Origin of the sequence: Pseudomonas sp. LG1D9 (genome assembly GCF_002949995.1) — a bacterium.
In the GTDB taxonomy this organism is placed as follows: Bacteria; Pseudomonadota; Gammaproteobacteria; order Pseudomonadales; family Pseudomonadaceae; genus Aquipseudomonas; species Aquipseudomonas proteolytica.
Map to the genome: position 1 here is coordinate 4312314 of NZ_CP026881.1, position 25452 is coordinate 4337765.

Annotated in this window: 26 protein-coding genes and 2 pseudogenes; 13 read left to right on the plus strand and 15 right to left on the minus strand. The window is 60.8% G+C overall.

Annotated features, from left to right (window positions below; translation table 11 throughout):
- Nucleotides 1-36 precede the first annotated feature (36 nt).
- Nucleotides 37-630 carry a nitroreductase family protein gene (locus C5F71_RS20150; RefSeq protein ID WP_029292332.1) on the minus strand — a complete coding sequence of 198 codons (594 nt, stop codon included), beginning with the start codon at nt 628-630 and terminating at the stop codon, nt 37-39.
- Nucleotides 631-784: 154 nt separating this feature from the next.
- Between C5F71_RS20150 and C5F71_RS20155 the strand changes: the two genes are divergently transcribed.
- Together C5F71_RS20155 and C5F71_RS20160 are read left to right on the plus strand one after the other, a co-directional pair.
- Nucleotides 785-1234, plus strand: coding sequence for a YcgN family cysteine cluster protein (locus C5F71_RS20155; RefSeq protein ID WP_029292333.1), 450 nt, complete (start codon nt 785-787; stop codon nt 1232-1234).
- A 12-nt stretch (nt 1235-1246) separates the two neighbouring features.
- On the plus strand, nt 1247-2479 hold the full coding sequence (locus tag C5F71_RS20160) for a hypothetical protein (protein ID WP_070995101.1): 1233 nt from the start codon (nt 1247-1249) through the stop codon (nt 2477-2479).
- Between the two features lie 104 nt (nt 2480-2583).
- Here C5F71_RS20160 and C5F71_RS20165 read toward each other — a convergent pair whose 3' ends face one another.
- From C5F71_RS20165 to C5F71_RS20180, 4 genes are all read right to left on the minus strand, one after another.
- On the minus strand, nt 2584-2925 hold the full coding sequence (locus tag C5F71_RS20165) for a DUF2892 domain-containing protein (RefSeq protein WP_029292335.1): 342 nt from the start codon (nt 2923-2925) through the stop codon (nt 2584-2586).
- A 69-nt stretch (nt 2926-2994) separates the two neighbouring features.
- Nucleotides 2995-3462, minus strand: a complete 468-nt coding sequence (locus C5F71_RS20170) for an RNA methyltransferase (RefSeq protein WP_003210674.1) — start codon at nt 3460-3462, stop codon at nt 2995-2997.
- 182 nt (nt 3463-3644) lie between these two features.
- Entirely contained in the window at nt 3645-4019 is a 375-nt protein-coding gene (locus C5F71_RS20175; protein ID WP_003210675.1) for a YajD family HNH nuclease, read from the minus strand.
- A gap of 71 nt (nt 4020-4090) precedes the next feature.
- Nucleotides 4091-4777 (minus strand): spermidine synthase, encoded by a 687-nt coding sequence (locus tag C5F71_RS20180; RefSeq protein ID WP_070995103.1) that lies wholly within the window; start codon nt 4775-4777, stop codon nt 4091-4093.
- A gap of 81 nt (nt 4778-4858) precedes the next feature.
- Between C5F71_RS20180 and C5F71_RS20185 the strand changes: the two genes are divergently transcribed.
- Nucleotides 4859-5149 (plus strand): hypothetical protein, encoded by a 291-nt coding sequence (locus tag C5F71_RS20185; RefSeq protein ID WP_029292337.1) that lies wholly within the window; start codon nt 4859-4861, stop codon nt 5147-5149.
- Here the strand turns inward: C5F71_RS20185 and C5F71_RS20190 are convergent.
- Entirely contained in the window at nt 5146-7200 is a 2055-nt protein-coding gene (locus tag C5F71_RS20190; protein ID WP_104911805.1) for a S9 family peptidase, read from the minus strand. The genes C5F71_RS20185 and C5F71_RS20190 overlap by 4 nt on opposite strands.
- 90 nt (nt 7201-7290) lie before the next feature.
- Between C5F71_RS20190 and C5F71_RS20195 the strand changes: the two genes are divergently transcribed.
- From C5F71_RS20195 to C5F71_RS20205, 3 genes are read left to right on the plus strand one after another with little or no spacing between them, the layout of a single operon-like run.
- Nucleotides 7291-7755: a hypothetical protein gene (locus C5F71_RS20195; protein WP_029292339.1), complete on the plus strand. Its 465-nt coding sequence runs from the start codon at nt 7291-7293 to the stop codon at nt 7753-7755.
- A 30-nt stretch (nt 7756-7785) separates the two neighbouring features.
- Nucleotides 7786-8562, plus strand: a complete 777-nt coding sequence (locus C5F71_RS20200) for a class II glutamine amidotransferase (RefSeq protein ID WP_029292340.1) — start codon at nt 7786-7788, stop codon at nt 8560-8562.
- An 11-nt stretch (nt 8563-8573) separates the two neighbouring features.
- Nucleotides 8574-9116, plus strand: coding sequence for a DUF2937 family protein (locus C5F71_RS20205; RefSeq protein WP_029292341.1), 543 nt, complete (start codon nt 8574-8576; stop codon nt 9114-9116).
- A gap of 251 nt (nt 9117-9367) precedes the next feature.
- Here C5F71_RS20205 and C5F71_RS20210 read toward each other — a convergent pair whose 3' ends face one another.
- Nucleotides 9368-10306, minus strand: a complete 939-nt coding sequence (locus C5F71_RS20210) for a LysR family transcriptional regulator (protein WP_070995105.1) — start codon at nt 10304-10306, stop codon at nt 9368-9370.
- A gap of 178 nt (nt 10307-10484) precedes the next feature.
- Here C5F71_RS20210 and C5F71_RS20215 point away from each other — a divergent pair, with 178 nt between their 5' ends.
- Genes C5F71_RS20215 through C5F71_RS20225 form a run of 3 tightly spaced genes read left to right on the plus strand, consistent with a single transcriptional unit; the run spans nt 10485 to nt 12840 of the window.
- Complete coding sequence (locus C5F71_RS20215; protein WP_104911806.1) at nt 10485-11228, plus strand: 5-oxoprolinase subunit PxpA; 744 nt, start codon at nt 10485-10487, stop codon at nt 11226-11228.
- Complete coding sequence (gene pxpB, locus C5F71_RS20220; RefSeq protein ID WP_104911807.1) at nt 11225-11929, plus strand: 5-oxoprolinase subunit PxpB; 705 nt, start codon at nt 11225-11227, stop codon at nt 11927-11929. Before C5F71_RS20215 ends, pxpB begins: the two co-directional genes overlap by 4 nt.
- Complete coding sequence (locus tag C5F71_RS20225; protein ID WP_070995108.1) at nt 11926-12840, plus strand: biotin-dependent carboxyltransferase family protein; 915 nt, start codon at nt 11926-11928, stop codon at nt 12838-12840. The genes pxpB and C5F71_RS20225 overlap by 4 nt, the downstream gene beginning before the upstream one ends.
- Before the next feature lie 114 nt (nt 12841-12954).
- Here C5F71_RS20225 and C5F71_RS20230 read toward each other — a convergent pair whose 3' ends face one another.
- The 3 genes from C5F71_RS20230 to C5F71_RS20240 form a co-directional block, all read right to left on the minus strand.
- Complete coding sequence (locus tag C5F71_RS20230; protein ID WP_029292346.1) at nt 12955-14133, minus strand: VWA domain-containing protein; 1179 nt, start codon at nt 14131-14133, stop codon at nt 12955-12957.
- Between the two features lie 11 nt (nt 14134-14144).
- A complete protein-coding gene (locus C5F71_RS20235; protein ID WP_029292347.1) occupies nt 14145-14990 on the minus strand; it encodes a MoxR family ATPase in 846 nt (281 codons plus the stop codon).
- A 117-nt stretch (nt 14991-15107) separates the two neighbouring features.
- Complete coding sequence (locus tag C5F71_RS20240; protein WP_104911808.1) at nt 15108-16184, minus strand: DUF748 domain-containing protein; 1077 nt, start codon at nt 16182-16184, stop codon at nt 15108-15110.
- A gap of 124 nt (nt 16185-16308) precedes the next feature.
- Here C5F71_RS20240 and cysK point away from each other — a divergent pair, with 124 nt between their 5' ends.
- Both cysK and C5F71_RS20250 read left to right on the plus strand, forming a co-directional pair.
- Nucleotides 16309-17283 (plus strand): cysteine synthase A, encoded by a 975-nt coding sequence (cysK, locus tag C5F71_RS20245; RefSeq protein ID WP_104911809.1) that lies wholly within the window; start codon nt 16309-16311, stop codon nt 17281-17283.
- A 301-nt stretch (nt 17284-17584) separates the two neighbouring features.
- Nucleotides 17585-18523, plus strand: coding sequence for an aspartyl/asparaginyl beta-hydroxylase domain-containing protein (locus C5F71_RS20250; protein WP_104911810.1), 939 nt, complete (start codon nt 17585-17587; stop codon nt 18521-18523).
- Between the two features lie 44 nt (nt 18524-18567).
- Here the strand turns inward: C5F71_RS20250 and C5F71_RS28970 are convergent, their stop codons facing one another.
- The gene (locus C5F71_RS28970; RefSeq protein WP_158682880.1) at nt 18568-18732 is read right to left on the minus strand and encodes a hypothetical protein; all 165 of its coding nucleotides are present in this window, start codon (nt 18730-18732) and stop codon (nt 18568-18570) included.
- A gap of 42 nt (nt 18733-18774) precedes the next feature.
- Nucleotides 18775-19323, minus strand: a complete 549-nt coding sequence (locus tag C5F71_RS20255) for a hypothetical protein (RefSeq protein WP_070995111.1) — start codon at nt 19321-19323, stop codon at nt 18775-18777.
- Nucleotides 19324-19768: 445 nt separating this feature from the next.
- On the opposite strand from C5F71_RS20255, the gene C5F71_RS20260 reads away from it, so the two are divergent.
- Nucleotides 19769-20629, plus strand: a complete 861-nt coding sequence (locus C5F71_RS20260; protein WP_104911811.1) for a DMT family transporter — start codon at nt 19769-19771, stop codon at nt 20627-20629.
- A 29-nt stretch (nt 20630-20658) separates the two neighbouring features.
- Here C5F71_RS20260 and C5F71_RS20265 read toward each other — a convergent pair whose 3' ends face one another.
- The 3 genes and pseudogenes from C5F71_RS20265 to C5F71_RS29740 form a co-directional block, all read right to left on the minus strand.
- Nucleotides 20659-21555: a DMT family transporter gene (locus C5F71_RS20265; protein ID WP_029292353.1), complete on the minus strand. Its 897-nt coding sequence runs from the start codon at nt 21553-21555 to the stop codon at nt 20659-20661.
- 71 nt (nt 21556-21626) lie between these two features.
- Nucleotides 21627-22757, minus strand: a pseudogene (locus C5F71_RS20270) (methyl-accepting chemotaxis protein); the annotation flags it as partial.
- Nucleotides 22758-23252, minus strand: a pseudogene (locus tag C5F71_RS29740) (MCP four helix bundle domain-containing protein); the annotation flags it as partial.
- Nucleotides 23253-23652: 400 nt separating this feature from the next.
- On the opposite strand from C5F71_RS29740, the gene aceK reads away from it, so the two are divergent.
- Nucleotides 23653-25386, plus strand: coding sequence for a bifunctional isocitrate dehydrogenase kinase/phosphatase (gene aceK, locus C5F71_RS20275; RefSeq protein WP_029292355.1), 1734 nt, complete (start codon nt 23653-23655; stop codon nt 25384-25386).
- The last annotated feature ends 66 nt before the right edge of the window (nt 25387-25452 follow it).

The window sequence follows — 25452 nt, forward strand, 5'->3', positions numbered from 1 at the left end:
ACACCCCGCCGTTTGTCAGCGGCGGGGGGGGCAGGCTTAAAGGTTGAAGTCCCCGGCGGCCACCAACTCGCTCAATGGCCGGCGCGGGCTTGGAGCTTCACGGGCTTGGAGGTATTGCGCCAGGGTCGACTTGTCTCCCAGCTTGCCCACGGCAACCGCCGCATGCAGCGCATACCCCTCGGGGATTTTCAGTTCCTTGCGGGTCAGTTCCTGATCGAAACCGGCCATGCCATGGGTGTGCCAGCCGCTGATGCTGGCTTGCAGCGCCAGGTGGCCCCAGGCCGAGCCGGTATCAAAGGTGTGCCACAGGGCAGGGGTTTCTTCGCTGGCGCCCGGCACCGCAAAATCGGTTTTCGAGACCACGATCACCAGCGCCGACGCATGTTGCGCCCAGCCACGGTTGAATTCGTTCAGCAGGCCAAGGAAGCGCTGCCAGTCCGGCGTATCGCGACGGGCATAGAGAAAGCGCCAAGGCTGCGAGTTGTAGGCCGAAGGCGCCCAGCGCGCGGCCTCGAAGAAGCTCAGCAAGGTTTCCTCCGGGATGCTTTCCCCGGTAAACGCACGCGGCGACCAACGTTCGGTGAACTGCGGGTGGATCGGATAATCGGCAACGCGTGCTTCAGTGCTCATAAGCGCATCCTGATGGAAAAAACCGGCCTTCAAAGCTACTGCGCCACCGCGTACCTGACAAGTCTTGCCCTACCGGTAGTCGTAAGCGCTTGGCCCCAGGGGGCTTGGGCACTAGACTGGCGGCCTTTTAACATACCGAAACTGATGTAGAGCCATGGCCGCCAAAGTCGAACCTTTCTGGATACGCAAAACCCTTGAGCACCTCGACCAGGAGGAATGGGAGTCGCTGTGCGACGGCTGTGGCCTGTGCTGCCTGCAAAAGCTCGAAGATGAAGACGACAACAGCGTCTACTACACGCGTATCGCCTGCAAACTGCTGGACCTGAAAACCTGCCAGTGCACCGACTACCCTAACCGCCGCGACTCGGTCCCTGATTGCATCCAGCTCACGCCGGGCCAAGCCGATCAGTTCAAATGGCTGCCGCCGACCTGCGGCTATCGCCTGGTGAGTGAGCGCAAGGACCTGCCGCTCTGGCACCACCTGGTCTGCGGTGATCGCGATGCCGTGCACCACGAACGCATTTCCCAGTCCGGACGCATGCTCAGCGAAGGCAGCGTGCCCGAGGATGATTGGGAGGATTACCTGATTTTCCGCGCAGGCTGAAAAGGAGAGCGTATGACGGTCCAAGCCAAGCTGGCGGTGAGCCTGCTGTTGTTGGGGTTGAGCGCGTCGGCGTGGTCGGCGAAAAAGGTCGACCTCGACTATCACGTCAAACTCTTGCCCCAGAGCGATCAGGCCGAAGTCCGTTTAAGCCTGTCCCAGGGCTCGGCGGTGCGCAGCCTGGACTTCGACTTGGGGCGCGACGGTGACTACAGCGATTTCAAGGCCGACGGCCAGTGGCAGGTCAGGCCTGACGCGGGGGCCAGTCGTGGCCTGTGGCAGCCGGGCGCCGACAAGGCCAGCCTGACCTACCGCGTGCGCTTGAGCCATGCGCGCAAGGCCGGTATCTACGAATCACGCATGACCCCCAGTTGGGCGCTGTTTCGCGGCGAGGACCTGGTGCCGGCGGCCCGTCTGGACCAGCAGGATGGCGTGGAACTGGTGTCGCGGCTGACCTTCGAACTGCCGGCGGGGTGGAAAAGCGTCGAGACGCCCTGGCCGCGGATCGGCAAGCACAAATTCCGTATCGACAATGTGTCCCGTCTGTTCGACCGGCCCACTGGCTGGATGCTCGCCGGCAGTCTGGGCAGCCGCCGTGTGCGCCTGGGCGAAACCGAAGTCACCGTGGCGTCGCCCAAGGGCCAGGCCATGCGGCGTATGGATGTGCTGACGTTGCTGACGTTCGTCTGGCCTCAGGTGCAAGCGGCGTTTCCCAGGCACCCGGCCAAGCTGCTGGTAGTGGGCGCCAGCGACCCAATGCGCCGTGGCGCGTTTGCCGCACGCGATTCGGTATACCTCAATAGCCGCACGCCGCTGGTCAGCGAGAACGGCAGCAGCCCGCTGATTCGCGAAGTGGTGCAAGCCATCGGACGGTTCAACGACCACCAGGGCAGTGACTGGATCAGTGAGGGGCTTTCGGAGTACTACGCCATCGAGCTGCTGCGGCGCGCGGGTGGTATCAGCGATGAGCGTTATGTGGCGATCCAGGCGCGCCTGAGCAAGGATGGCAAGGGCGTGACGACCTTGCGTGGCGAGCACGTCAGCGGTGCCACGGTGGCGCGGGCGGTGGTGGTTTTGCAAGAACTGGATCGCGAAATTCGCCTGAAAACCCACAACAAGCGCTCACTGGATGACCTGACCCAAGCGCTGATGCGCCTGGACAGTATCAGCACCAAGGAGTTTGTGCAGTTGGCTGAAAGCGTGATCGGCGAATCGTCCGTGGTGCTCGACAGCAAGCTGCTGCACTGACCGGGCCCGTGTAGGAGCAGGCTTGCCAGCGATGCAAGCGGCTCGGTCCATCAGGTGTACCGAGGTAACGCTATCGCTGGGCAGCTCCTACATTTTGATTGGTGTCAGCCGGTGGTTTTTTCGGCAGCCACTTCAGCCCGGGTCTTGAGGTTCTTCAATTCCTCGCCGGCCCGCTCGATCTTGGTCCGCACACTATTGATATCCTGACGGCTTTTTTCCAGCAGCGACTTGGCCGAGCTATGGCCGCTGATCCCACGCGCCAATGCCACGCCGCCAATCGCCACCTGGATCAGGCCGAAAAAACCGCCCCGGCGAATGCCCTTGCCCATCATCACCACGCCACCGGCCAGGGAGCCAATGCGCTCCCAGCCCTGGACGTTCTGGGTCGGCTGGGTCTGGAACGGCGTCGATTCAATCACAGGTTTGAGGGTTCTGCTGTCGCTCATGGTCTGTCTCCAACAAAGGGCCATTGATATGCAACTGACTGTCGGCAGTTCAAGGATGTTCCCAAAAACTCAGTACTTGGGTCCCGAACGGGTGTTATTGCCCTTGGCCAGGCGGTCGTAGAGCACCACATTGACGGTGGCTGCCAGGTTCATGCAGCCGGTGGTCGGGATGTAGATCACGTCTTCGCACCAGTCGCGGATCTCTTTGTCGAGGGAGCCGTCTTCAGGGCCGAAGATATACAGCGCCCGATCAGGATGGGTGTATTCCGGCAGCGGCCGAGCGCCCTCTACCAGTTCCACGGCGACCGGGATGCAGCCCAGGGGCAGGATTTTCTTCAGATCGTCGATGCCGATCAGCGGGATATCGTGGTGGACCTTCTTGGTGTCGGTAATAAAGTCCCGGGCCCGCTCATAACGTTTACCGGTGTAGAACACCGAAGCCACCCCATAGCAGCCGGCGGCACGCATGACCGAGCCAACGTTTTCGGGGGATTTGGGGTTGTACAGACCGATGCAGCTGTAGCGTTTATTGCCCACGGGAGAGGGTGCCTTCGAGAAAAACCGCGATTATACGGGGATTGCTCGAACAGCGGTCGGTATAGAAATGGCGGGTCTGGGGGATTGTCATCGCGGGCAAGCCCGGCTCCCACATTTGAAATGCATTCACCTGTGGGAGCCGGGCTTGCCCGCGATAGCGTCGTTGCGTTCAGCGCCGAGCGTCAGTCGTCCTTCTTCATCAACCCCGCCAACGCCGCAAACGGGTTGTGCGTAGCCTTGGCGATGGTCGGGCTGCTGGTGGAGCCTTCGCCGAAATACTGTTGGTCGGTATAGCGCGAGTGTTCGTTGTCGTGGCAGTACAAGCACAACAACTCCCAGTTGGAACCGTCCTGAGGGTTGTCGTCATGGTTGTGGTTGCGGTGGTGCACGGTCAGTTCGCTGAGGCGCTTGCCAGCGAACTCACGGGCGCAACGGCCACACACGTGGGGGTACATTTTCAGGGCTTTGTCGCGGTAGCCCATTTCCCGGTCGCGCTGGGCATCGGCGAGGATGCGGTCCAGCTTGGCGGTGTGGGAGGGCGGGTTGGTCGAGCTCATCATGGCTCCTGTTCATTTATTGGATAGATCACGGATGACGTTGATTCTAGCTGCTCGCCTGGCAATTTGCCTCAGCCCTTGAGCTTCTCGGCAATCCAGATGGTATGCCGGGTGCCCTTGTTGCCATGGGCGAAGACTTGCACTTCCTCGGCCTTGAAGCCGGCCTTGCGCAGTTTGTCGCTGAACTGCTTGTCGGCGCTGGCCGACCACACGGCCAGCACGCCCTTGGGGCGCAGGGCCTTGGCGCAGGCGCTGAGGCCACCGGCGGAGTACAGCCAGCTGTTGGCTTTTTGCGTCAGGCCTTCGGGGCCGTTGTCGACGTCGAGCATGATCGCATCAAAGCCCTGGGGCTCGGCCTGCAGGACCTTGGCCACGTCTTCCAGGCGGATCACGGTGCGCGGATCCTGCAACGGGTTGCCGGATTTTTCTCCAAGAGGGCCGCGATTCCATTCCACAACGCCCGGCACCAATTCTGCCACGACCACTTGCGCCGTCTTGCCCAGGTGCTTGAGCGCCGAGGCCAGGGTGAACCCCATGCCCAGGCCGCCAATCAATACCCGCGAGCCGGGGCGCCCGGCAACTTTGCGACAGGGGATTTCTGCCAGGGCGTCTTCGGAACCGTGCATGCGCGTGTTCATCAATTGCCCGCCGTCGCCACCCTGGATCTTGATCACAAAATCCTCGCCGTACTCGAACAGGCACAGGGCGCCGCCGTTGTCGGGGATGGGGGTGGTGTCGAGCAGCACGAAACGTTTCATGGAAATCTCATTGGGAAGGGCATTCTTGCGCGGTTGGGAGTAGCCTTGGGACTGGTTAACAGTCAGGCCATGGAGCCATCGATGAAGTGCAGCATTCTAGCGGTCATTGTAGGGAGTGTGCTCACATTGGGTGCCGCACATGCCCAGCAGTTGCAACCCGTGCCGAACACACCGGCGACCACCACGGGTGCACCGGGTACTGCAACGCCGACCCCCTATCCGCAAGTCACCCCGCCGATGGCACCCAAGCCACAAGGGGCCGGGGCGCCGTTGTTGCCGCCGATTGAAATGCCCAAGCCGCCCAAGGACCAGACCTTGCCCGGCCTGCAGCAAAGCGACAGCAAGCCGAAGGCGCCGGCAGCGGGTTCTTAAACCAACCTCAGGGCCTTGAACACAAAGGCGTATTCCAGGGCTACGTCACGCAGGCCCTGGTAGCGCCCGCTCATGCCGCCATGGCCGGCGCCCAGTTCGGTCTTGAGCAGCAGCAGGTTGTCGTCGGTCTTGGTGGCGCGCAACTTGGCTACCCATTTGGCGGCTTCCCAGTACTGCACTCGGCTGTCGTTATAGCCGGCGATCACCAGCATCGCCGGGTACGCCTGGGCGCTGACGTTTTCGTACGGCGCATAGGCCTTGATCCGCTCGTACACCTCGGGCTCCTGTGGGTTGCCCCACTCGTCATATTCAGTGACGGTCAGTGGCAGGTCCGGGTCGAGCATGGTGTTGAGCACATCGACAAAGGGCACTTCGGCGATCGCTGCCTGGAACAGTTCCGGGCGCTGGTTGAGCACGGCACCGATCAACAGCCCGCCGGCGCTGCCGCCGCTGATGGCCAATTGTTTGGAAGTGGTCAGGCCTTGGGCGATCAAGTGTTCGGCACAGGCAATAAAGTCGCTGAAGGTGTTTTGCTTGTGCTCCTGCTTGCCGGCGCGGTACCAGGCTTCGCCCAGTTCGCCGCCGCCGCGCACGTGGGCGATGGCAAACGCCACGCCCCGGTCCAGCAGGCTCAGGCGTGCATGGGAGAACCACGGGTCGAGGCTGGAACCGTAGGCACCGTAGCCATACAGGTACAGCGGCGTTGGCTGGTCCACCTGGTCGCGCTTGACCACCAGGCTGATCGGCACCTGGGTGCCATCGGCAGACGTCGCCCACAGGCGCTGGCTTACGTAGTCGTCAGCGTTGAACTCACCCAGCACCGGGGTTTCCTTGAGCACCTGCTGTGCGCCGCTGGCCAGCTCCAACTGACGAACCTGCGCCGGGCGGTTCAGCGCTTCGTAACGCAGGCGGATCTTGTCGCTGTCGAACTCCAGGCTGTTTTGCACATACAGGCTGTAGGCCGCGTCTGGTAGTTCCACGCGATAGCTCGGCAGACCTTGTGGGTGCACGTCGATCACCGGCAGGCCGCCAATGCGCAGGCTCAGGGTCATGGCGCGGGCATTGAGCGTCACGCCATCGAGCATCACCGCGTCATCGTGGGCAATCAGGTTGTGCCACTGCTCTTCGCTGGGCACGCTGCCGTTGTCCGGCGCCTGGAACAGCGCAAAGTTGATGCCGTCGCGGTTGCTGCGGATAAACCAGGTCCACTGGTCGTCCAGCTTGCCGTGGTCGACATCGTATTCATGGCCTTCAACCCGTGGCGCCAGGCAGGCAAATGCCTGTTGCGGCTGCTCGGCGTCCAGGGCCCAGATTTCACTGGTGGTCTTGCTGCCCAGGGCCAGGAGCAGTTGGCGCTCGGAACTGGAGCGGTAGCAATGCAGGAAGAAGCGGCCGTCGGGTTCGTGGAACACCTGTTCGGCAGCGGTACCGTCCAGGCGATAGCGATACAGTTTGTGTGGGCGATGAGTGTCGTCCAGTTCGCCGAAGAACAGCGTCAGGCTGTCGTTGGCCCAGGTCATGCTGCCGTCGCAATTTTCGAACGTCAGTTCGCTGACCTTGCCTGAAGACAATTCCTTCACGTACAGGGTGTAGATCTCTTCGCCATTGGTGTCCAGGCTGTAGGCCAGGCGCTTATGGTCCGGGCTGATGCTGAAGGCACCGAGGGAGAAAAACCCGCCATTGGCCAGTACATTCGGGTCCAGCAGCAATTCTTCGGCGCTTTCATCGATCTGCTGGCTGTCATCGGCCGGGCGCGGGCAGCGATAGTGACGTGGGTATTCGTCACCGGCGGTGGTGCGCGTGTAGTACAGGTAGGGCCCCCAGGGCGAGGGCAGTGACAGATCGGTCTCGAGGATGCGCCCCTTGATCTCTTGAAACAGCGTTTCGCGCAGCTCTTTTTGATCATCGAGCTGTGCCTCTTGCCAGGCATTCTCGGCCTTGAGGTAGTCGAGCACCTCGCTGCTGTCGCGTTCCTGCAACCAGGCATACGGGTCCTGGCCTGGGGCGCTGCGGGCAATCGGGGCGGCAGTGATGTGGGTCGATGGAGGCATGGATCACTCTCTGTCTGGCAGTGGGCCGACGGCATTGCAGCCGTGGCACGGAAAAGCCGTTATCATACGGGCCTGTTTGCCTACCTTGCCATGGACACCATGACCGAGAACGACTATCTGACCGCTTGGGGCCTCTACGCCTTCGCCGCTTTGGGCTGCCTGCTGGTGTGGTTTCGCCTGACCCGCTGGATCTGGCGCTGGCTGCGCGAACCGCTGCGGTTGCTGATGGCGGTGCTGCTGTTAAGCCCGACCATTGTCGACCCGGTCAAGGAGCAGTTTGCCCCGGCCGTGGCCATCACCGCCCTGGATCTACTGCTCAAGGTGGGCAATAACGCCTGGCGAGCGGTTTCCGATTTGCTTATGTACGCGATGATCGCCTTTGGCCTGTACCTGGTCTTTGTGCTGATCCGCTGGCCCATCGAGCGTGCCGCCAAGGCCCGGCGTGAGCAGAAGGCCGCCGCTGCGGCAGCGGTCGCGGCCGAGCCAGAAGACGACGAACCCTATGGCCGTCCGCCGGCCCCTGTCAGTGGCATGCGGGTCGAGCCGCGTCTTTAACGTTGTAAGCCCTGCATCGAGAGTCCTGGCATGTGTGAATTATTGGGCATGAGTGCCAACGTACCGACCGATATCGTGTTCAGCTTCACCGGGCTGATGCAGCGCGGTGGGCGTACCGGGCCGCACCGCGACGGCTGGGGCATTGCCTTCTACGAGGGCCGTGGCCTGCGGCTGTTCCAGGACCCGGCGGCCAGCAGCGAGTCTGAGGTGGCGCTGCTGGTGCAGCGTTATCCGATCAAGAGCGAAGTGGTGATTGGCCATATCCGCCAGGCCAACGTCGGCAAGGTCAGCCTGTCCAACACCCATCCGTTTGTGCGCGAATTGTGGGGGCGCAACTGGTGTTTTGCGCATAACGGCCAGTTGGCCGACTTCACGCCCCAGGCCACGTTCTACCGGCCGGTGGGCGATACCGACAGCGAAGCGGCGTTCTGTGACCTGCTCAACCGTATTCGTGAGGCGTTTCCCGAACCGGTGGATATCGAGCAAGTGCTGCCGGACCTGATCGCCGCCTGCGCCGAATACCGCAGCAAAGGCGTGTTCAACTGCCTGCTCAGTGATGGTGACTGGCTGTTCTGCTACTGCTCGACCAAACTGGCGCAGATCACCCGTCGCGCACCATTTGGCCCTGCGCGCCTGAAAGATGTCGACGTGATCGTCGATTTTCAGGCCGAAACCACGCCAAACGATGTCGTAACGGTGATTGCCACCGAACCCTTGACCGAAAACGAGACCTGGACCCGCTACGAACCGGGCCAGTGGAGCCTGTGGCGGCGCGGTGAATGCGTGCGCCAGGGTACAACCGCATAAGGACGTCGATTATGTTGCTCAGCTATCTGCGCCTGGTGTTGTTTGCCATCGGCTTGTTGGTCGGGGTGCAAGTCCCGGGGTTTATCAACGACTACGCCAAGCGCGTCGAAGCCCATTTGATCGAAGCCCAGACCGGCCTGCGCGGGTTTGAAAGCACTGCGCAGCAGTTCTTCAATGGCGATTTGCAGGCATTGGTGGCGCATTACCGCGCCAGTGAGGATCCGGTGTTCCGCAGCGATGCCAACAGCCTTGGCACCTTGCTCGATCGCCAGGTGGCGTTGGACAAGCAGTTCCAGGCCATGCAGGGGCCGTGGTACATCCGCGCCTTGCAGGTGGCGGTGGCCGCCGACCCGGATATCCGCAAGGAGACCTGGAATGGCTACAGCTACCAGATCCTCCTGACCCCCGAAGCCATGGGCTGGGGCCTGGGCGGTGCGATGCTGTTGTCGTTCGGCCTGGAATGCCTGTTCCGCCTGATCGACTGGGTGGTACTGGGTGGCAAGCGTCTGCGCCAGAGCCGACCGATTGAAGAGCGGGACCTCAAAGGCTTGTAAGTCCAAATATGGAACGGGGTTTGTAGACCCTGGCTTGCTCCCCTGTGGCGAGCGGGCTTGCCCCGCGCTGGGCTGCGAAGCAGCCCCAAACCCGGCCATTGCGGTTTATCTGAAGAAACGCGCCGGGCTTATTGGGGCTGCTTCGCAGCCCAGCGCGGGGCAAGCCCGCTCGCCACAGCGGCCCTGGCTGCTTGGATTTACGCGTTGCGGCAAAAATGCTGCGGTTTACAGGCAAGCCAGTCCCTGCCGTTTCAATCGGGTTTCTTCAGTGAGGGTGGGTGACTGAGCACCATGCGTTCTTCACCCACTTCCTCGGCATACCGCGCCACGACGCTCTGGCACAACGCAACAATCTCCTCCACCAACTCCACGCCCACCCGCCACGACACCACCACCTGCAGGTTTGGTAAGCGTTGCGTCATGGGCAGCATGACCAGTTCGCCCCGCGCCAACTCTTCGCTGACCAGCACCGGCGGCAGCGCGCCGATACCGAAGCCGTCGCGCAGCAAGCGGGTGATGGCCGATACCGAATTCACACAGTTCATACGCGGCGCCGCCACGCCATGGGCCTGCATCAGGCTCAACACGTCCTGGTGCGGGTGGGAGTTTTTCGAATAGGTGATGATCCGCTCTTGGGCCAACTCGGCCAGGGAGGCGTAGTCACGGTTGTAGATGCTATGGCTAGCGACGATCCAGCCCATGGGGTGGCTGGCCAGTTCCAGGCTGCGCACCGATTCCTGGCGTAGCAGGTCGGTTTGCAGGATCAGATCGAGAAAGCCTTTTTGCAGCTGATCGCTGAGGTTGAGCGCGGTATCGGCGACCAGCTCGATTTCCACCAGGGGGAAGTGGTCCATCAGTTCGGTCACCAGCGGGCTGAGCCAGGTATGGATCACCGTGTCCATCGCGCCGATGCGGATGCGTCCGACCTTGCTGCTGGTGGTTTCCAGCGACTGCTTGAGCCCCTGCATGGTGACCATCATCTGCTCGGCATAATCGAGCACCTTAATCCCATCCGGGGTCAGGCTCACCCCTCGCGAGTCACGCAGGAACAGTTTCACCCCCAGCTCGCTTTCCAGTACCGCAATGCGGCTGGAGATCGAGGCCTGGGTGGTGAACAGCTTCTCTGCCGTCAGCCGGAAGCTTTTGAGCCGGGCTACCCAGACGAAGGTTTCGAGGAACTTCAAATTCATGGGATCAACTTTTTCTTATGCATGGATCGGTTTTTATTAGTTGGACGCAGCGGGGGCTGCGCGCCAAAAATCGGGCTGTCTCACGATAAGCGTCGTCGGGGCTCAGGACAACATCGTTGCGGGATCTTGGTAAAAGATCCCACACTACAAAAAAATAAAGCCTACAGGAGTCTTCACCGTGAGCCGCCTGCTACTGAATTGCGACATCGGCGAAAGCTTTGGCGCCTGGACCATGGGTCTGGATGTCGAGGTCATGCCATTCATTGATTGCGCCAATATTGCCTGCGGCTTCCACGCCGGCGACCCGAGCATCATGCGCAAGACCGTCGCCCTGGCATTGCAGCATGGCGTGCAGATCGGTGCGCACCCGGCCTATCAGGACCTGGCAGGCTTTGGCCGCCGCTCCATGGCGTATGGGGCCGAGGAACTCCAGGACCTGCTGCATTACCAGATCGGTGCCCTCGACGGGATCTGCCGGGCCCAGGGTGGCCGGGTCAGCTACGTCAAGCCCCATGGCGCGATGTACAACGACATGATGGCCAAGCCTGCGCAACTGCGCGCGGTCATCCAGGCCGTGGCGGCGTACGACGCCAGCCTGCCGTTGATGCTCATGGCTACCCGCGACAACAGCGCCGCCCAGGCCCTGGGTGATGAGTATGGCGTGACCCTGTGGTTCGAAGCCTTTGCCGACCGCGCCTATGACAACGCCGGGCACCTGGTCTCGCGCCAGTTGCCCGGGGCCGTGCATCATGATGCGCAGGTCATCCTCCAGCAGGCCCTGACCATTGCCCGTGGCGAAAACCTGGTCGCCAGCGATGGCAGCCCCTTGCTGTTGCAGGCCGACACCCTTTGCGTGCATGGCGATAACGCCAGCTCGGTGGCAGCGGTGCAGCGCATTCGCCAGGCGTTGACGCCACCATGAAGCCACGGATTGAAGTAGTGGCCATCGACTGCCTGATGGTGCGCCTGTTTGATGCAATAGCCGAAGGCAACATGCCCTGGATGCTCGCCGCCACGCGCCGCCTGCGCGAGGGCTTTGGCCCGGCGTTGGTGGACCTGGTGCCTTCCTACACGACGTTGATGGTGCATTACGACCTGCTGGCGCTGAGTCCGGCACAGGCACGGGAGCTGATCGATCAGGCGCTTACCGACTTGCAGCCGCAGGCCCAGGGCAGCGGGCATTGTCACGTGTTGCCGGTGTGGTATGACCTGAGCGTCGGCCCTGAACTGACCTTGCTCGCCCAGCGCAGCGGGCTTGCGGTCGACGAGGTGATTCGGCGCCACAGCCAGCATCACTATCAGGTTTTCGCCCTGGGTTTTGCCCCAGGTTTTGCCTTTATGGGCCTGGTCGAAGAACAGCTCGCCGCGCCACGCCTGAACACCCCGCGCAAACGCGTGGCGCCGGGCAGCGTCGGCATCGCCGAGCGGCAGACCGCAGCCTACCCAGTGGAGTCCCCAGGGGGCTGGAACCTGATCGGCCGCACCCCGGCCAAACTGTTCGACCGCGAGCGCGATGGCTACAGCCTCATGCAGCCAGGCGACAGTGTGCGTTTCGAAGCCATCGGCCGCGCTGAATTTATCAACCTGGGTGGCGATGACACGCCCTTGGAGGCCCAGGCATGAGCCGCTTGTTGATCGAGGCCAGCACCGCGCTGTGCCTGTTGCAGGACGCCGGGCGTTTTGGTGTGCGGCATCTGGGCGTGACCCAGGGTGGCGCGCTGGATTGGGTGTCGATGTCCTGGGCCAATTGGCTGCTGGGTAATCCACTGGATGCGCCGGTGGTGGAGATCACCTTGGGCGGTTTTACCGTCCAGGCCCAAGGCTATTGCGTGCTGGCACTGGCCGGTGCTGACCTGGGGGCGTACATCGACGAGCGTGCCGTCAGCCCAGGGCGTAGTTTCATTCTGCAAAAAGGCCAGCGTTTGCGCTTCACCCAACCACACCGTGGCGCACGGGCTTACCTGGCGGCGCCGGGAGGTTTTGATGCGCCCAAGGTGCTGGGCAGTTGTGCCAGCGTCGGGCGCGAGGCCTTGGGCGGTTTGGACGGGTTTGGCCGGGCCCTGGCTGAAGGCGCTACGCTTGCCTATTGCGGCACGAGCAGCAATTTGCGTGAGTTGCCTGTGGAGCAATTACACCCAGCGGCTCCCCTGGACGTGATTCTCGGTGCGCAGATCGGCCAGTTCAGCGGCCAGAGCCTGTTCGATGCGTTTAACACCGAATGGGCCCTGGACAGCCGCGCCGACCGCATGGGCATGCGCCTGCTGGGCACGCCGCTGGCGTATCAGGGAGCGTCGCTGATCTCCGAAGGCATCCCACTGGGCGCGATCCAGGTACCGCCGGATGGGCAGCCGATTGTGTTGCTCAATGACCGGCAGACCATTGGCGGCTACCCGCGATTGGGTGCGTTGACGCCGTTGTCCTTGGCGCGCCTGGCCCAGTGCCTGCCGGGGGAGAAGGTGCGGTTGGCGCCGGTGATGCAGGAGACGGCGCACCGTGAGCATCTGAGCTATTTGCAGCGATTTATGAACCGCTAAAGGCATCGCAGGCAAGCCAGCTCCCACATTTAAACTGCGTTCACACAGTAAAGTATGTGAATGCATTCCATGTGGGAGCTGGCTTGCCTGCGATAGCGTCAGTGAATTCACCACCTATTTAGAGAGAAAGCGCATCCCTTCTTCCAATCCCCGCAAGGTCAGCGGATACATCTGGTCCTCAATCAAATCCCGCACGATATTGGTCGACGAGGTATAGCCCCAGGTATCTTTCGGGTACGGGTTAATCCAGATCAGCTTCTTGTACTTCTCCATGAACCGCTGCATCCACACATACCCCGGCTCCTCGTTCCAGTGCTCCACGCTGCCACCGGCCTGGGTGATTTCGTAAGGCGCCATGGCCGCATCGCCGATAAAGATCACCTTGTAGTCAGCGCCGTACTTGTGCAGCAGGTCCTGGGTCGAGGTGCGCTCGGAGGTGCGGCGCATGTTGTTCTTCCACACGGATTCATAAATGAAGTTGTGGAAGTAGAAGTACTCCAGGTGCTTGAACTCGGTCTTGCAGGCCGAAAACAGCTCCTCGCAGATCTTCACGTGGGCATCCATCGAGCCGCCGATGTCGAACAGCAACAGCAATTTGACCGTGTTGCGCCGTTCCGGGCGCATCTGGATATTCAGCAGGCCAGCGTCGCGGGCGGTGTGGTCGATGGTGCCGTCGATATCCAACTCTTCGGCCGCACCCTGGCGTGCAAATTTGCGCAGGCGGCGCAGCGCCACCTTGATATTGCGCGTGCCCAGCTCCACCGAATCATCGAGGTTCTTGTACTCGCGTTGATCCCAGACCTTGACCGCCTTGCCCTGGCGCTTGCCGGCATCGCCCACGCGAATGCCCTCGGGGTTGAAACCGCCGGAACCGAACGGGCTGGTGCCGCCGGTGCCGATCCATTTGTTGCCGCCGGCGTGGCGTTCCTTTTGTTCTTCCAGGCGTTTCTTGAACTCTTCGATCAGCTTGTCCAGGCCACCCAAAGATTGGATCTGCGCGCGCTCTTCATCGCTCAGCGAACGCTCGAACTCCTTGCGCAGCCAATCTTCGGGAATCAGCGCCTGCAAGTGATCGTCGAGTTTTTCCAGGCCGTTGAAGTAGGCGCCGAAGGCACGGTCGAACTTGTCGAAATGGCGCTCGTCTTTCACCAGGATCGCCCGGGACAAGTAGTAGAACTCGTCCATGTCGGCGAAGGTCACCCGTTGTTTCAGGGCGTTGATCAAGTCCAACAGCTCACGCACCGAGACCGGCACCTTGGCTGCACGCATTTCATTGAACAGGTTGAGCAGCATGGCAAAAGCCCTTATCGAGTGCCGCGACGGCTCATGAACGCCAGGCGCTCAAGCAGTTGCACATCCTGCTCGTTTTTCACCAGGGCGCCGGCCAGTGGCGGGATGGCCTTGGTCGGATCACGCTCGCGCAACACCGCTTCGCCGATGTTGTCGGCCATCAGCAGCTTGAGCCAGTCCACCAGTTCGGAGGTGGAAGGTTTTTTCTTCAGGCCCGGCACCTTGCGCACGTCGAAGAACACGTCCAGCGCTTCGCTGACCAGGTCTTTCTTGATGTCCGGATAGTGCACGTCGACGATTTTCTGCAAGGTGGTGCGGTCGGGGAAGGCGATGTAGTGGAAGAAGCAGCGACGCAGGAACGCATCCGGCAGCTCTTTCTCGTTGTTGGAGGTAATGATGATGATCGGGCGCTTCTTGGCCTTGATGGTCTCGTCGATTTCGTAGACGTAGAACTCCATCTTGTCGAGTTCTTGCAGCAGGTCGTTGGGGAACTCGATGTCGGCCTTGTCGATCTCGTCGATCAGCAGGATCACCCGCTCTTCGGACTCGAAAGCCTCCCACAGCTTGCCTTTCTTGAGGTAGTTGCGCACGTCATGGACCTTGTCCACGCCTAGCTGCGAGTCGCGCAGGCGGCTGACCGCATCGTATTCATACAGGCCCTGGTGCGCCTTGGTGGTGGACTTGATGTGCCAGGTAATCAACCGGGCCCCGAACGATTCGGCCAGTTGTTCGGCGAGCATGGTCTTACCGGTGCCCGGCTCGCCCTTGACCAGCAGCGGGCGCTCCAATGTGATGGCAGCGTTGACCGCCAGTTTCAGGTCATCGGTGGCAACGTAGGCCTGGGTGCCTTCGAACTTCATTTCTCAATCCTCGAACATGACGCCGGTAGTCAGCATGCCTGCGACTATAGCGCGCAGCCCCGGTGACTGTGAACGCAGACGGGTTATTCAGTCTCTGAATGACCAGTCACGCCACGGTCAATCCGCGCTGGGCTTGGGTTGTTCGTAGCGGGCATTGAACGCCTGGACGAAACCATTGCGCAAAATCTGCAAAAACGCCTGGAATGCGCTGATATCTTGCTGGTGCACGCTGCCACTGAGCTCGACTCGGGTGGCGAACTGGTTTTTGCTCTGGTTCTTCAGGACGGTTTCGCTGGCGCCGACCACGGCTTCCCAGATCGAGCGGAAAATCCCCTTGTCCTTGTTCTCCACATCCTGCTGCCAGTCGAAGACTTCCACGTCCCGCAACAGTGGCTTGATATAACCGGTCAGTTGGGCTTTTTCGGCCTGGGCCTCGATGACCACGTCGCCGGTGCCGGCTTTGAAGTCGAACTTGCCATAGGCCGAGGCGAAGTCGTTCATGCGCTTGAGCTGGATATCACGGGCGCGGAAGCGGAACTCGAAGTCTTCAAAGTTGCTCAGTGGGTCGAAAGTCGCGCTGGCTTCCAGTGGTGCATGCCCCAGCAACATGGCCTTGCCGTCAAAGCGCGCATCGCGCTTGCCTTCGACGTCCACCACATTGGTCAGGTTATAGAGGCTGGCGTTGACCTGGGTGGCGTCGATGTTGACCGGCGGCTTTGAATTGAAGTTGTGAAAGGCGATCTTGCCGTCGTCGATCCGCACTTCGTTGAGGGTGATGGGCAGCAACTTGCCCAGTTGTGCCCGCCAGTCGGTGCCGCGACCGGTCTGGGACGCCTGTTTGTTGGGGCCGCCGTCGACGAAGTTGAGTTCTGGCTCGACGAATTGCACTTCGGCTACAACCGCATGGTCGTACCATAAGGAATGCCAGCTGACCGACAGATCGATCACCGGGGCCTTGACGAACGGTACGGGCACCTTGCCATCGACCTTGACGATCTGCAGGCCGTTGATCCGGTACGCGCCGCGCCATAGCGCCAGGTCGACATCAGTCACTTGGCCACGGTAGTCGCCCATATCGGCGAGTTTTTCGTTGAGGTAGTTGCGCACCAGGTAGGGCAGGGCGATATCCAGCGCCACCAGCACGACCACCAGCCCGGCGACCGTCCATATAGGCCAACTGTAGCGACGCTTCATAGGTTTTTCCTCCCTGTGTATAGGCGGTTGACTACGCAGGCAGCGCCAACGTTCCTCGACTGGACGCCTTGGAGTACGAGGCATACCCTTATTGCCTTCTTGAAACCGCCTAAAGGACCCCGCCATGAGCCGCATTTTTGCAGACAACGCGCACTCCATCGGTAACACGCCCCTGGTTCAGATCAACCGCATCGCGCCCCGTGGCGTGACCATCCTGGCCAAGATCGAAGGGCGTAACCCTGGGTATTCGGTGAAGTGCCGGATCGGCGCGAACATGATCTGGGACGCGGAAAGCAGCGGCAAACTCAAGCCTGGCATGACCATTGTCGAGCCGACTTCGGGTAACACCGGGATTGGCCTGGCCTTTGTCGCCGCCGCCCGTGGCTACAAGTTGTTGCTGACCATGCCTGCCTCCATGAGCATCGAGCGGCGCAAGGTGCTCAAGGCCCTGGGCGCTGAACTGGTGCTGACCGAGCCGGCCAAGGGCATGAAGGGCGCGATCGAGAAAGCCGGCGAAATCCTTGCCAGCGACCCGGCGACCTACTTCATGCCGGCCCAGTTCGACAACCCGGCCAACCCGGCCATCCATGAAAAAACCACCGGCCCGGAAATCTGGAACGACACCGATGGCGCCGTGGATGTGCTGGTAGCGGGTGTGGGTACGGGTGGGACCATCACTGGTGTGTCGCGTTACATCAAGAATACAGCGGGCAAACCGATCCTCTCGGTGGCCGTGGAGCCCATCAGCTCGCCGGTGATTACCCAGGCGTTGGCCGGTGAGGAAATCAAGCCCAGCCCCCACAAGATCCAGGGGATCGGCGCAGGGTTTGTGCCGAAGAACCTCGACCTGTCGATGGTCGACCGGGTGGAGTTGGTCAGTGACGAGGAGTCCAAGGCCATGGCGCTGCGGTTGATGCAGGAAGAAGGCATCCTGTGCGGGATTTCCTGTGGTGCGGCGATGGCCGTCGCGGTACGCCTGGCGGAGAAACCGGAAATGCAGGGCAAGACCATTGTGGTAATCCTGCCGGACTCCGGCGAGCGTTACCTGTCGAGCATGCTGTTCAGCAATCTGTTCACCGACCAGGAAAACCAGGCCTGACCCTGTAGGAGCGAGCTTGCCCGCGAAGACCCTGAGGGCGCCGCGTCTAACCAGTAGGCACGCGTAGCGTTTTCATTCTTCGCCTGAATGCCCCTTGCAGACACGCTCGCTCCTACAGAAATCGGGTTGATCCAAATCAGCCCGGTTTGATGCCCTTTATGCATAATTGTTTACTCGCCGCGCACCCCTTAAAACGTATTGTTGGATAATGCGGGTTTTTCCTCCGGCCTGGAGTGTTTATCATGGCCGGCTGCTATGTCGGGTTTCCCGCTGCCGGGAGGCTATTTCCAGGAGTTGCTGCATGACCTTTTCTTTGGCCGCCAAGCTGTCGGTGCTGCTGTTGTTTATCGGCAGTACGCTTTACGTGCATTTGCGCGGCAAGGCGCGTTTGCCGGTGCTGCGCCAGTTCGTCAACCATTCGGCACTGTTCGCCCCGTACAACGCCTTGATGTACATCTTTTCGGCTGTGCCGTCCAAGCCGTACCTGGACCGCAGCAAGTTCCCGGAACTGGATGTGCTCAAGGACAACTGGGAAGTGATCCGCGACGAGGCCATGCACCTGTTTGACGAAGGCTATATCCGCGCCGCCGAGAAGAACAACGATGCCGGTTTTGGCTCGTTCTTCAAGAAGGGTTGGAAGCGCTTCTACCTCAAGTGGTACGACAAACCGCTGCCATCGGCCGAGTTGCTGTGCCCTAAAACCGTGGCCCTGGTCAGCAGCATCCCTAACGTCAAGGGCGCCATGTTTGCCCTGTTGCCGGGCGGCAGCCACCTCAATCCCCATCGCGACCCGTTTGCCGGGTCCCTGCGCTATCACTTGGGGTTGTCGACGCCCAACTCCGACGACTGCCGCATTTTCGTCGATGGCCAGGTCTACGCCTGGCGCGATGGTGAAGATGTGATGTTCGACGAAACCTACGTGCACTGGGTGAAGAACGAAACCGAGAAGACCCGGGTGATCCTGTTCTGCGATATCGAACGCCCCCTGAGCAACCGGCTGATGACCCGCATCAACCGCTGGGTCAGTGCCCAGTTGGGCCGCGCGACTGCGCCACAGAACCTGGACGACGAGCGCGTGGGCGGGATCAACCAGGCCTATGCGTGGAGCAAGAGCTTCAGCGATCGCTTCAGTGGTGTGGTCAAGCAGTGGAAGCGCAAGCACCCCAAAGCCTATCGCGTCATGCGGCCGGTATTGGCGGCGGTGGTGGTGGGGGCGTTGGTGTATTGGTTGTTTGGCTGATGGGTTCAAAAAAACCGCTCGTATGAGCGGTTTTTTTATGACTTTTATTTTTCCGGGTGACCCGCCAAAAGGCTTGGTTCTTCAACGTTGCCGGCCATAGCCGCGCTGAGAAAACGGCGCTGATTGGCGGTCAGCACAGTGCTTTTAGGTTCCTGGCCGGCCTTGGACGACGCTTTTCGGGCGACGGGTTTTTTAATAAGTTCTCCCATGCAGCCTCCACGATTGATCATTAATTGAACATGTTTGCGATGCTATTCGTTCTCTACCGCTATCACAAGCCTGCCCCGTGAATCGAAGTCAAAGCCCAGGTTTTGATAGAGGGGAATAGCCCCGGGTGCGGGCTCCTGAATTTCTATCCATTGGCTGCCAATGATTCTCGCGTAATGGTCGATGGCAATCATCGTCAGTGATGCTATGCGGCTTTTCAAAGGGTGGGATTTTCCAGGTCTTCCCTCCAGGCGGATGACCTTGATCCGCAATCGGCTTTGATTGGGATTGGCAAAGCACAGCCCACAGAGCACCTCGTCGTACCAGAGGGACAAATCGAACGCCATCGGTTCACGGCCTTTCCATGTCGCAACCTCGTCCCATGAGAAGTGAGAGTCTTCTGCCCAGTCCTGATAGGCAGCCAATGCATGGCTGTCGATCAATTCAAAACGGACATGGGTCAAGTCGATCTCTGCGCCTTGGGCGTCGGTGTGTTTCAGGTTTTTGTACCACTGTTGAGTCGATGCATTCGCAAGGCGTAAAGCTTTGGATCGGTAGAGCTGGTATCGCAAGGAGTCGCGTGTTTTTGGCATTGGCGGTCATGAGTCGAAAGCCTCCTGAAGAGGAGTGAGTTGGTTTTTCCCAAGGCTAGAGGTGGTTTTTCAACTTGTCCTTACTGGCCTTTTGGCAAAGCCATTGCAAAGCGTGTCACCGGCTGGTTATAGTCGGCGCCAGGTGTTTCACAGCACCTTTAATCCCTTCAAAAAAGATCAGCCCATGCCTGCTTCCCCACGCATAGCGGTAGTCGATTCAGCGGTCAACGCTGCGGTCGTGCCGTGTGGGAGCCAGCAGCCTGCGCAGATCAGTCATTACCCTCCACCTGTCAGTAGCACGCCGGTGTACGCAGTCGTATCACCGCCGGGCGTTGGCATTTCGGGCTGATCAGCAGATCACTGTTGCCCGTTGCCTGCCTGTACCGAACCTACTGAATTTCAGCCTTGGCTGAGTTGGCTTTTTGCCTGACTACAGGTGTTCATCATGTCTGTTCTTTCGAAAAAATCCGTGGCCGCGGCGGCCTCGACGAGCCTGTTTGTCCTGCTGTGGAGCAGCGGGGCGATTTTCTCCAAGCTGGGCCTGGCCCATGCATCACCCTTTGCCTTCCTGTTGATCCGCTTTGCCATTGCCCTGGCGGGCCTGGTGGTGCTGGTACCGATCCTCAAGCTCAGGTTGCCGCGCCCGGGCAAACCGCTGTGGTATGCGGTGGCCACCGGGCTGGTGCTGCTGGGGGCCTATCAGATTTTCTATCTGCTGGCCCTGGACCTGAAGATCACCCCTGGTGTGATGGCAACCATCATGGGCGTGCAACCGATCCTCACCGTGGTGTTGATGGAGCGTCAGCGTTCATGGCGTCGGATATTCGGCCTGGCGCTGGGGTTGGTGGGGCTGATCATGGTGGTGTACCAGGGCATCGGTCTGGCCGGCATGTCCCTGGCCGGCATGCTGTTTGGCTTGCTGGCGCTGGCGAGCATGACCTTGGGCTCGATCATGCAGAAGCGCATTACCGAGAACCCATTGGGCACCTTGCCAGTGCAGTACCTGGCGGGCTTGTTGTTGTGCGCAGTGTTCGTGCCGTTCCAGCCTTTTCATTTCGAGCACGACAGCCGCTTTTACCTGCCGGTGTTGTGGATGGGGCTGGTGGTGTCACTGTTGGCGACGCTGCTGCTGTACCGCCTGATCGCCCGGGGCAACCTGGTGAATGTCACCAGCCTGTTCTACCTGGTGCCAGCGGTGACTGCGGTGATGGACTACCTGATCTTTGGCAATCGGCTGGCGCTGCTGAGTGTGCTGGGGATGGGCTTGATCATCGTCGGCTTGGTGTTCGTTTTCCGTAAAGCCTGATACCCGTGTAGGCGCCGGCAAGCCGGCGCCTACACGGTCTTGATCAGTTTCCCTGGGCGTAGCACCAGCCACAGCGCCCCCGCGATCAACATCCCGCCATACAGATGGGCCATGGACAACGGCTCATCCAGCAGCAATGCGCCCCACAACACGCCGAACGGCGGAATCATGAAGGTGACGGTCATCGACTTCACCGGCCCGATGGATGTCAGCAAGCGGAAGTACAGGATGTAGGCAAACGCCGTGCAGAGCAGTCCCAGGCCCAGTAACGACAACCAAACATTCCAGCCACCCCAACTCGCGGGCGGATGGCTGATGGCGCTCCAGCCAAACCAAGGCAATAGAAACAGTGTGGCACCGAGCATGCTGCCCAAGGCCGAAAGACGGCTGTCCAGGCCTCCCTGTTGATCCAGCCAGCGGCGCGCCAGGAAGCCGGCGAAGCCGTAGCAGGTGGTCGCCAGCAGGCAGGCGAGGGCGCCCATCAGCAGTTCCAGGTCAAAGGCCACCGGCCCGGCCCGCGTGAGAATACCCACGCCGAACAAACCCAGGCCTACTCCGGTAATCTTCGACAGCGTCAGCCGTTCATGGAAAAACAGCCCGCCAATCAATACGCCCATCAACGGCGTCGTCGCGTTGAAAATCGCTGAATAACCTGCGGGCAAGACCTGCGCCGCCACCGAATACATGGTCGCAGGGATCCCGGAGTTGATCACCCCAAGCAACAGCACGGTCTTGAATTTACCGCGAAAATCCCAGCTCACCCGCAGGATTGCCAGGATCACCAGCAACCCGGCGGCGGCAATTGACACCCGGAAGAATGCTGTAGGAATCGTGCCGATCTCGGGGGCGATAATCCGCATGAACAGAAAGCTCGCGCCCCAGATGGCGGCCAGTACCAGCAGGTACAGGGTGTCGACAGGTCTCACGGACAGCTCCTTTTTAATCAGGGCGAGAGTGTTGCCCAGGGACCTGCCTGACAAAATCTTTTACGTATCCACTACACAATAAAGCGCGTCACCAAACCATTGAGGTCCACCGCCAGGCGCGACAGCTCCTGGCTGGCGGCCGAGGTCTGGGTCGCCCCGGTGGCGGTCTGGGTCGACAGGTCGCGGATGTTCACCAGGCTCCGATCCACCTCCCGGGCCACCGACGCCTGTTGCTCGGCAGCACTGGCGATCACCAGGTTGCGCTGGTTGATCTGCGAAATGGCGGCGGTGATTTTTTCCAGGGCGCTGCCTGCGCTGTTGGCCCGTTGCAACGTCTGGCTGGCGTGCTCGGCGCTGCTGGTGAGGGCGCCGACCGTGTCCTGGGTGCCTTGTTGGATACCGGTGATCATCTGCTCGATTTCTTCGGTGGAGTCCTGGGTCCGTTGTGCCAGGGAACGTACCTCGTCAGCCACCACCGCAAAGCCCCGCCCGGCCTCGCCAGCGCGGGCGGCTTCAATGGCGGCGTTGAGCGCAAGCAGGTTGGTCTGCCCGGCAATCCCGCGTATCACTTCCAGTACCTTGCTGATGTCTTGCGCCTGCACCGCCAGGCCCTCGGCCTTGCCCGAGGCGTCGAGCACCTCGTTGACCAGGTTCTGGATCGAGCTGATGGTTTCGCTGATCTGATAGTGCCCGTGCTTGCTGTCTTCATCGGACGCCTGGGAGGCTTCGGCGCTGGAGACGGCATTGCCCGCTACCTCATCCACTGCCGCGCTCATTTGCGTGACAGCGGTGGCGGCCTGCTCGATTTCATCGTTCTGGGCTTGCAGGCCGCGAGTGCTTTGCTCCATCACCGAGCTCATCTCTTCGGCGGCCGAGGCCAATTGCTGGGCGGATTCGCTGATACCGCGAATGGTCGCCTGCAATTGCTCCTGCATGGTGGCCAGGGCGCCCAGCAACTGTGCCGGTTCGTCCTTGCCCTGCACGTGGATCGACTGGCTCAGGTCGCCGGCGGCAATCGTACGTGCCGCGCGCAACGCCTGCGCCAGGGGCGTGGTGATACTGCGGGTCAACAGCCAGGCCAGTAGCAACGTCGCGATCAGGGCGACTGCGATGATGACGCCGACGATCCACTGTGCACTCTGATACACCTGCGCCGCCGATTGCGCCGCATCCTGCGCGCCTTGCTGGTTGAAATCGATCAACGCGTCCAGGCTCCGGCCGAGGATCACGCCCTGGGGCGTCAACTTGTCGGTGAGCAAGGTCAGGGCCTGCATCTGCTCATCCTGGTCTACCCGTTGGATCAACTGGTCGACGATGGTCATATAACCCGCCGCGGTGGTTTTGAGCTGGTCCAGTAGCTGACGCTCCTGATCATTGCTCAACAGGGCCTGGTGATTGTCCAGGCGCTCCTGCAACTGCGCGCGCTCCTTGCCGATCAAACCTTTGCTGCGCTCGCGCACCGCCGACTCATCGGTGGTCAACAAGCGCAGCGCCTCCAGGCGGATCGCCGCGACGTTGGCGGCGCTGTCGTGGATGTTCTCGATGCTCGGCATCCAAGCCGTTTCAATGATGGCGGCACTTTCGCGCAGCTTGGCCATCTGCCCCAGGCCAAACAACCCGACCAGCACCAGCAGGCCGGCCAATACCGCAAAACTCAGACTGGCGCGCAGGCCGATCCCCATATTCCTCAATGACATTGCAATGCTCCTTGGGCGATTTAAATCCGTTCCCAAGCCGGTCTTTTGACCTTGTTATCAGGGAAGGGGGTGGCTATATAGCAAAGTGCCATCATTGAGGTAATCAGGGTTTCCCTTACATTGGATCCACGTTTGTATAAGGCCGCAGAGCCCACGCCGGCCTGAGTTGTTCCCTGCTTTTGGTGCCAGCGCCCGGCTTTTGCGGCCTTCAGGTGAATCGATTCATCGACGCGACGTGACTTTGGGGTGCTTTATTGACCGGATGGTCGAATTAAAAAATCGTAAACATTTGTTTGTAGCGCACCGATCCGCGTGGCATCGGCCGGCAAAAATTGTACTTCTCCTGCTTGCGGACTCTGGCTAATCTCAGGGCTTCCGAACGCCCGCAGAGGTCTCCGACATGCCGCAGCAAACGCCTGCCATCGACACCGCGCAGTCCATCGCACAGATGATCCTTGATGGCTTCGACGATTACCGCGAGCACTTTCGCCAGATCACCGACGGCGCCCGCGAGCGCTTTGAGAAGGCCCAGTGGCAGGAGGCGCAAACCGCATCGGCGGCGCGGATCAACCTGTATGAAGAAAAGGTCGGTGAAGTCACCACGCGCCTGCGGGCAACCTTTGACGCAGGCGCGTTGCTGGATATCAAGTCCTGGCCACTGGTCAAGAGCGCCTATATCAGCCTGATCGACCTGCGGTTTGACGATGAGCTGTCCGAGACTTGGTACAACTCGATCTTTTGCGGGCTGTTCAGCCACGACCTGATCAGCGACGGCTGCATGTTCATCCACACCACTCGCCCGAGCCTGCGTCGCGCCCGCGCTGCGCAAACCCGCACCTACAAGCCCCAGGGCCAACTGGCGGGCATGCTCGAGCAGATTTTCAGCGACTATCGCTTCAGCGAGCCCTACGCCGACCTGGCCGCCGACCTGCAGCGCCTCGAAGCGCAACTGCGCGAGAGCCTGCCGGATTGGGTCTGCAAGGACCCGGACCTCAACGTCGAGCTGTTTTCTTCGGTGCTCTATCGCAACAAAGGCGCATACCTGGTGGGCCGTCTCTATACCCGCGACGAACAGTGGCCGCTGGTGATCCCGCTGCTGCATCGCGAAGGGCAGGGCATCCGCATCGACGCGCTGATCACTGACGAAGCCGATGTGTCGATCATCTTCTCGTTCACCCGCTCCTATTTCATGGTGGATGTGCCGGTACCGGCGGAATTCATCGGCTTTCTCAAACGCATCCTGCCGGGCAAGCACATCGCCGAGCTGTACACCTCCATCGGCTTCTACAAACACGGCAAGTCAGAGTTCTACCGGGCGCTGATCAACCACCTGGCCAGTACCGACGACCAGTTCATCATGGCCCCGGGCGTGCGGGGGATGGTCATGAGCGTGTTCACCCTGCCGGGGTTCAACACGGTGTTCAAAATCATCAAGGACCGTTTCTCGCCGTCGAAGAACGTCAACCGTGCGACGGTCATCGAGAAGTACCGCCTGGTCAAAAGTGTCGACCGGGTCGGGCGCATGGCTGACACCCAGGAGTTCGCCGACTTCCGTTTCCCGTTGAGCAAATTCGAGCCGCAATGCCTGGCCGAACTGCTGGAAGTGGCTGCGGGCACGGTCGAGGTGGAAGGTGACACGGTACTGATTCGTCACTGCTGGACCGAACGGCGCATGACCCCGCTCAACCTCTACCTGGAAAACGCCAATGAGGCCCAGGTGCGCGAAGCCCTCGAAGATTACGGCCTGGCAATCAAACAGCTGGCGGCGGCGAATATCTTTCCCGGCGACATGCTGCTGAAAAACTTTGGCGTTACCCGCCACGGTCGCGTGGTGTTCTACGACTATGACGAGATCTGCTTCCTCACCGAAGCCAACTTCCGCCATATCCCGGCACCCCGAACCCCGGAAGATGAAATGGCCTCCGAGCCGTGGTATTCCATCGGCCCGCTGGACGTATTCCCCGAGGAGTTCCCGCCGTTCCTGTTTGCTGATGCCGGGCAACGGCGCTTGTTCGATGAGTTGCACGGTGAGCTGTACAACGCCGACTACTGGAAAGGCCTGCAAGAGGCGATTCGGGCGGGGAAAGTGATTGATGTGTTCCCGTACCGGCGCAAGGGCCTGGATAACGAATAAGGGCACTAATCCCTGTAGGAGCGGGCTTGCCCGCGATAGCGGTGGGGCAGGCAACATTGATGCAGG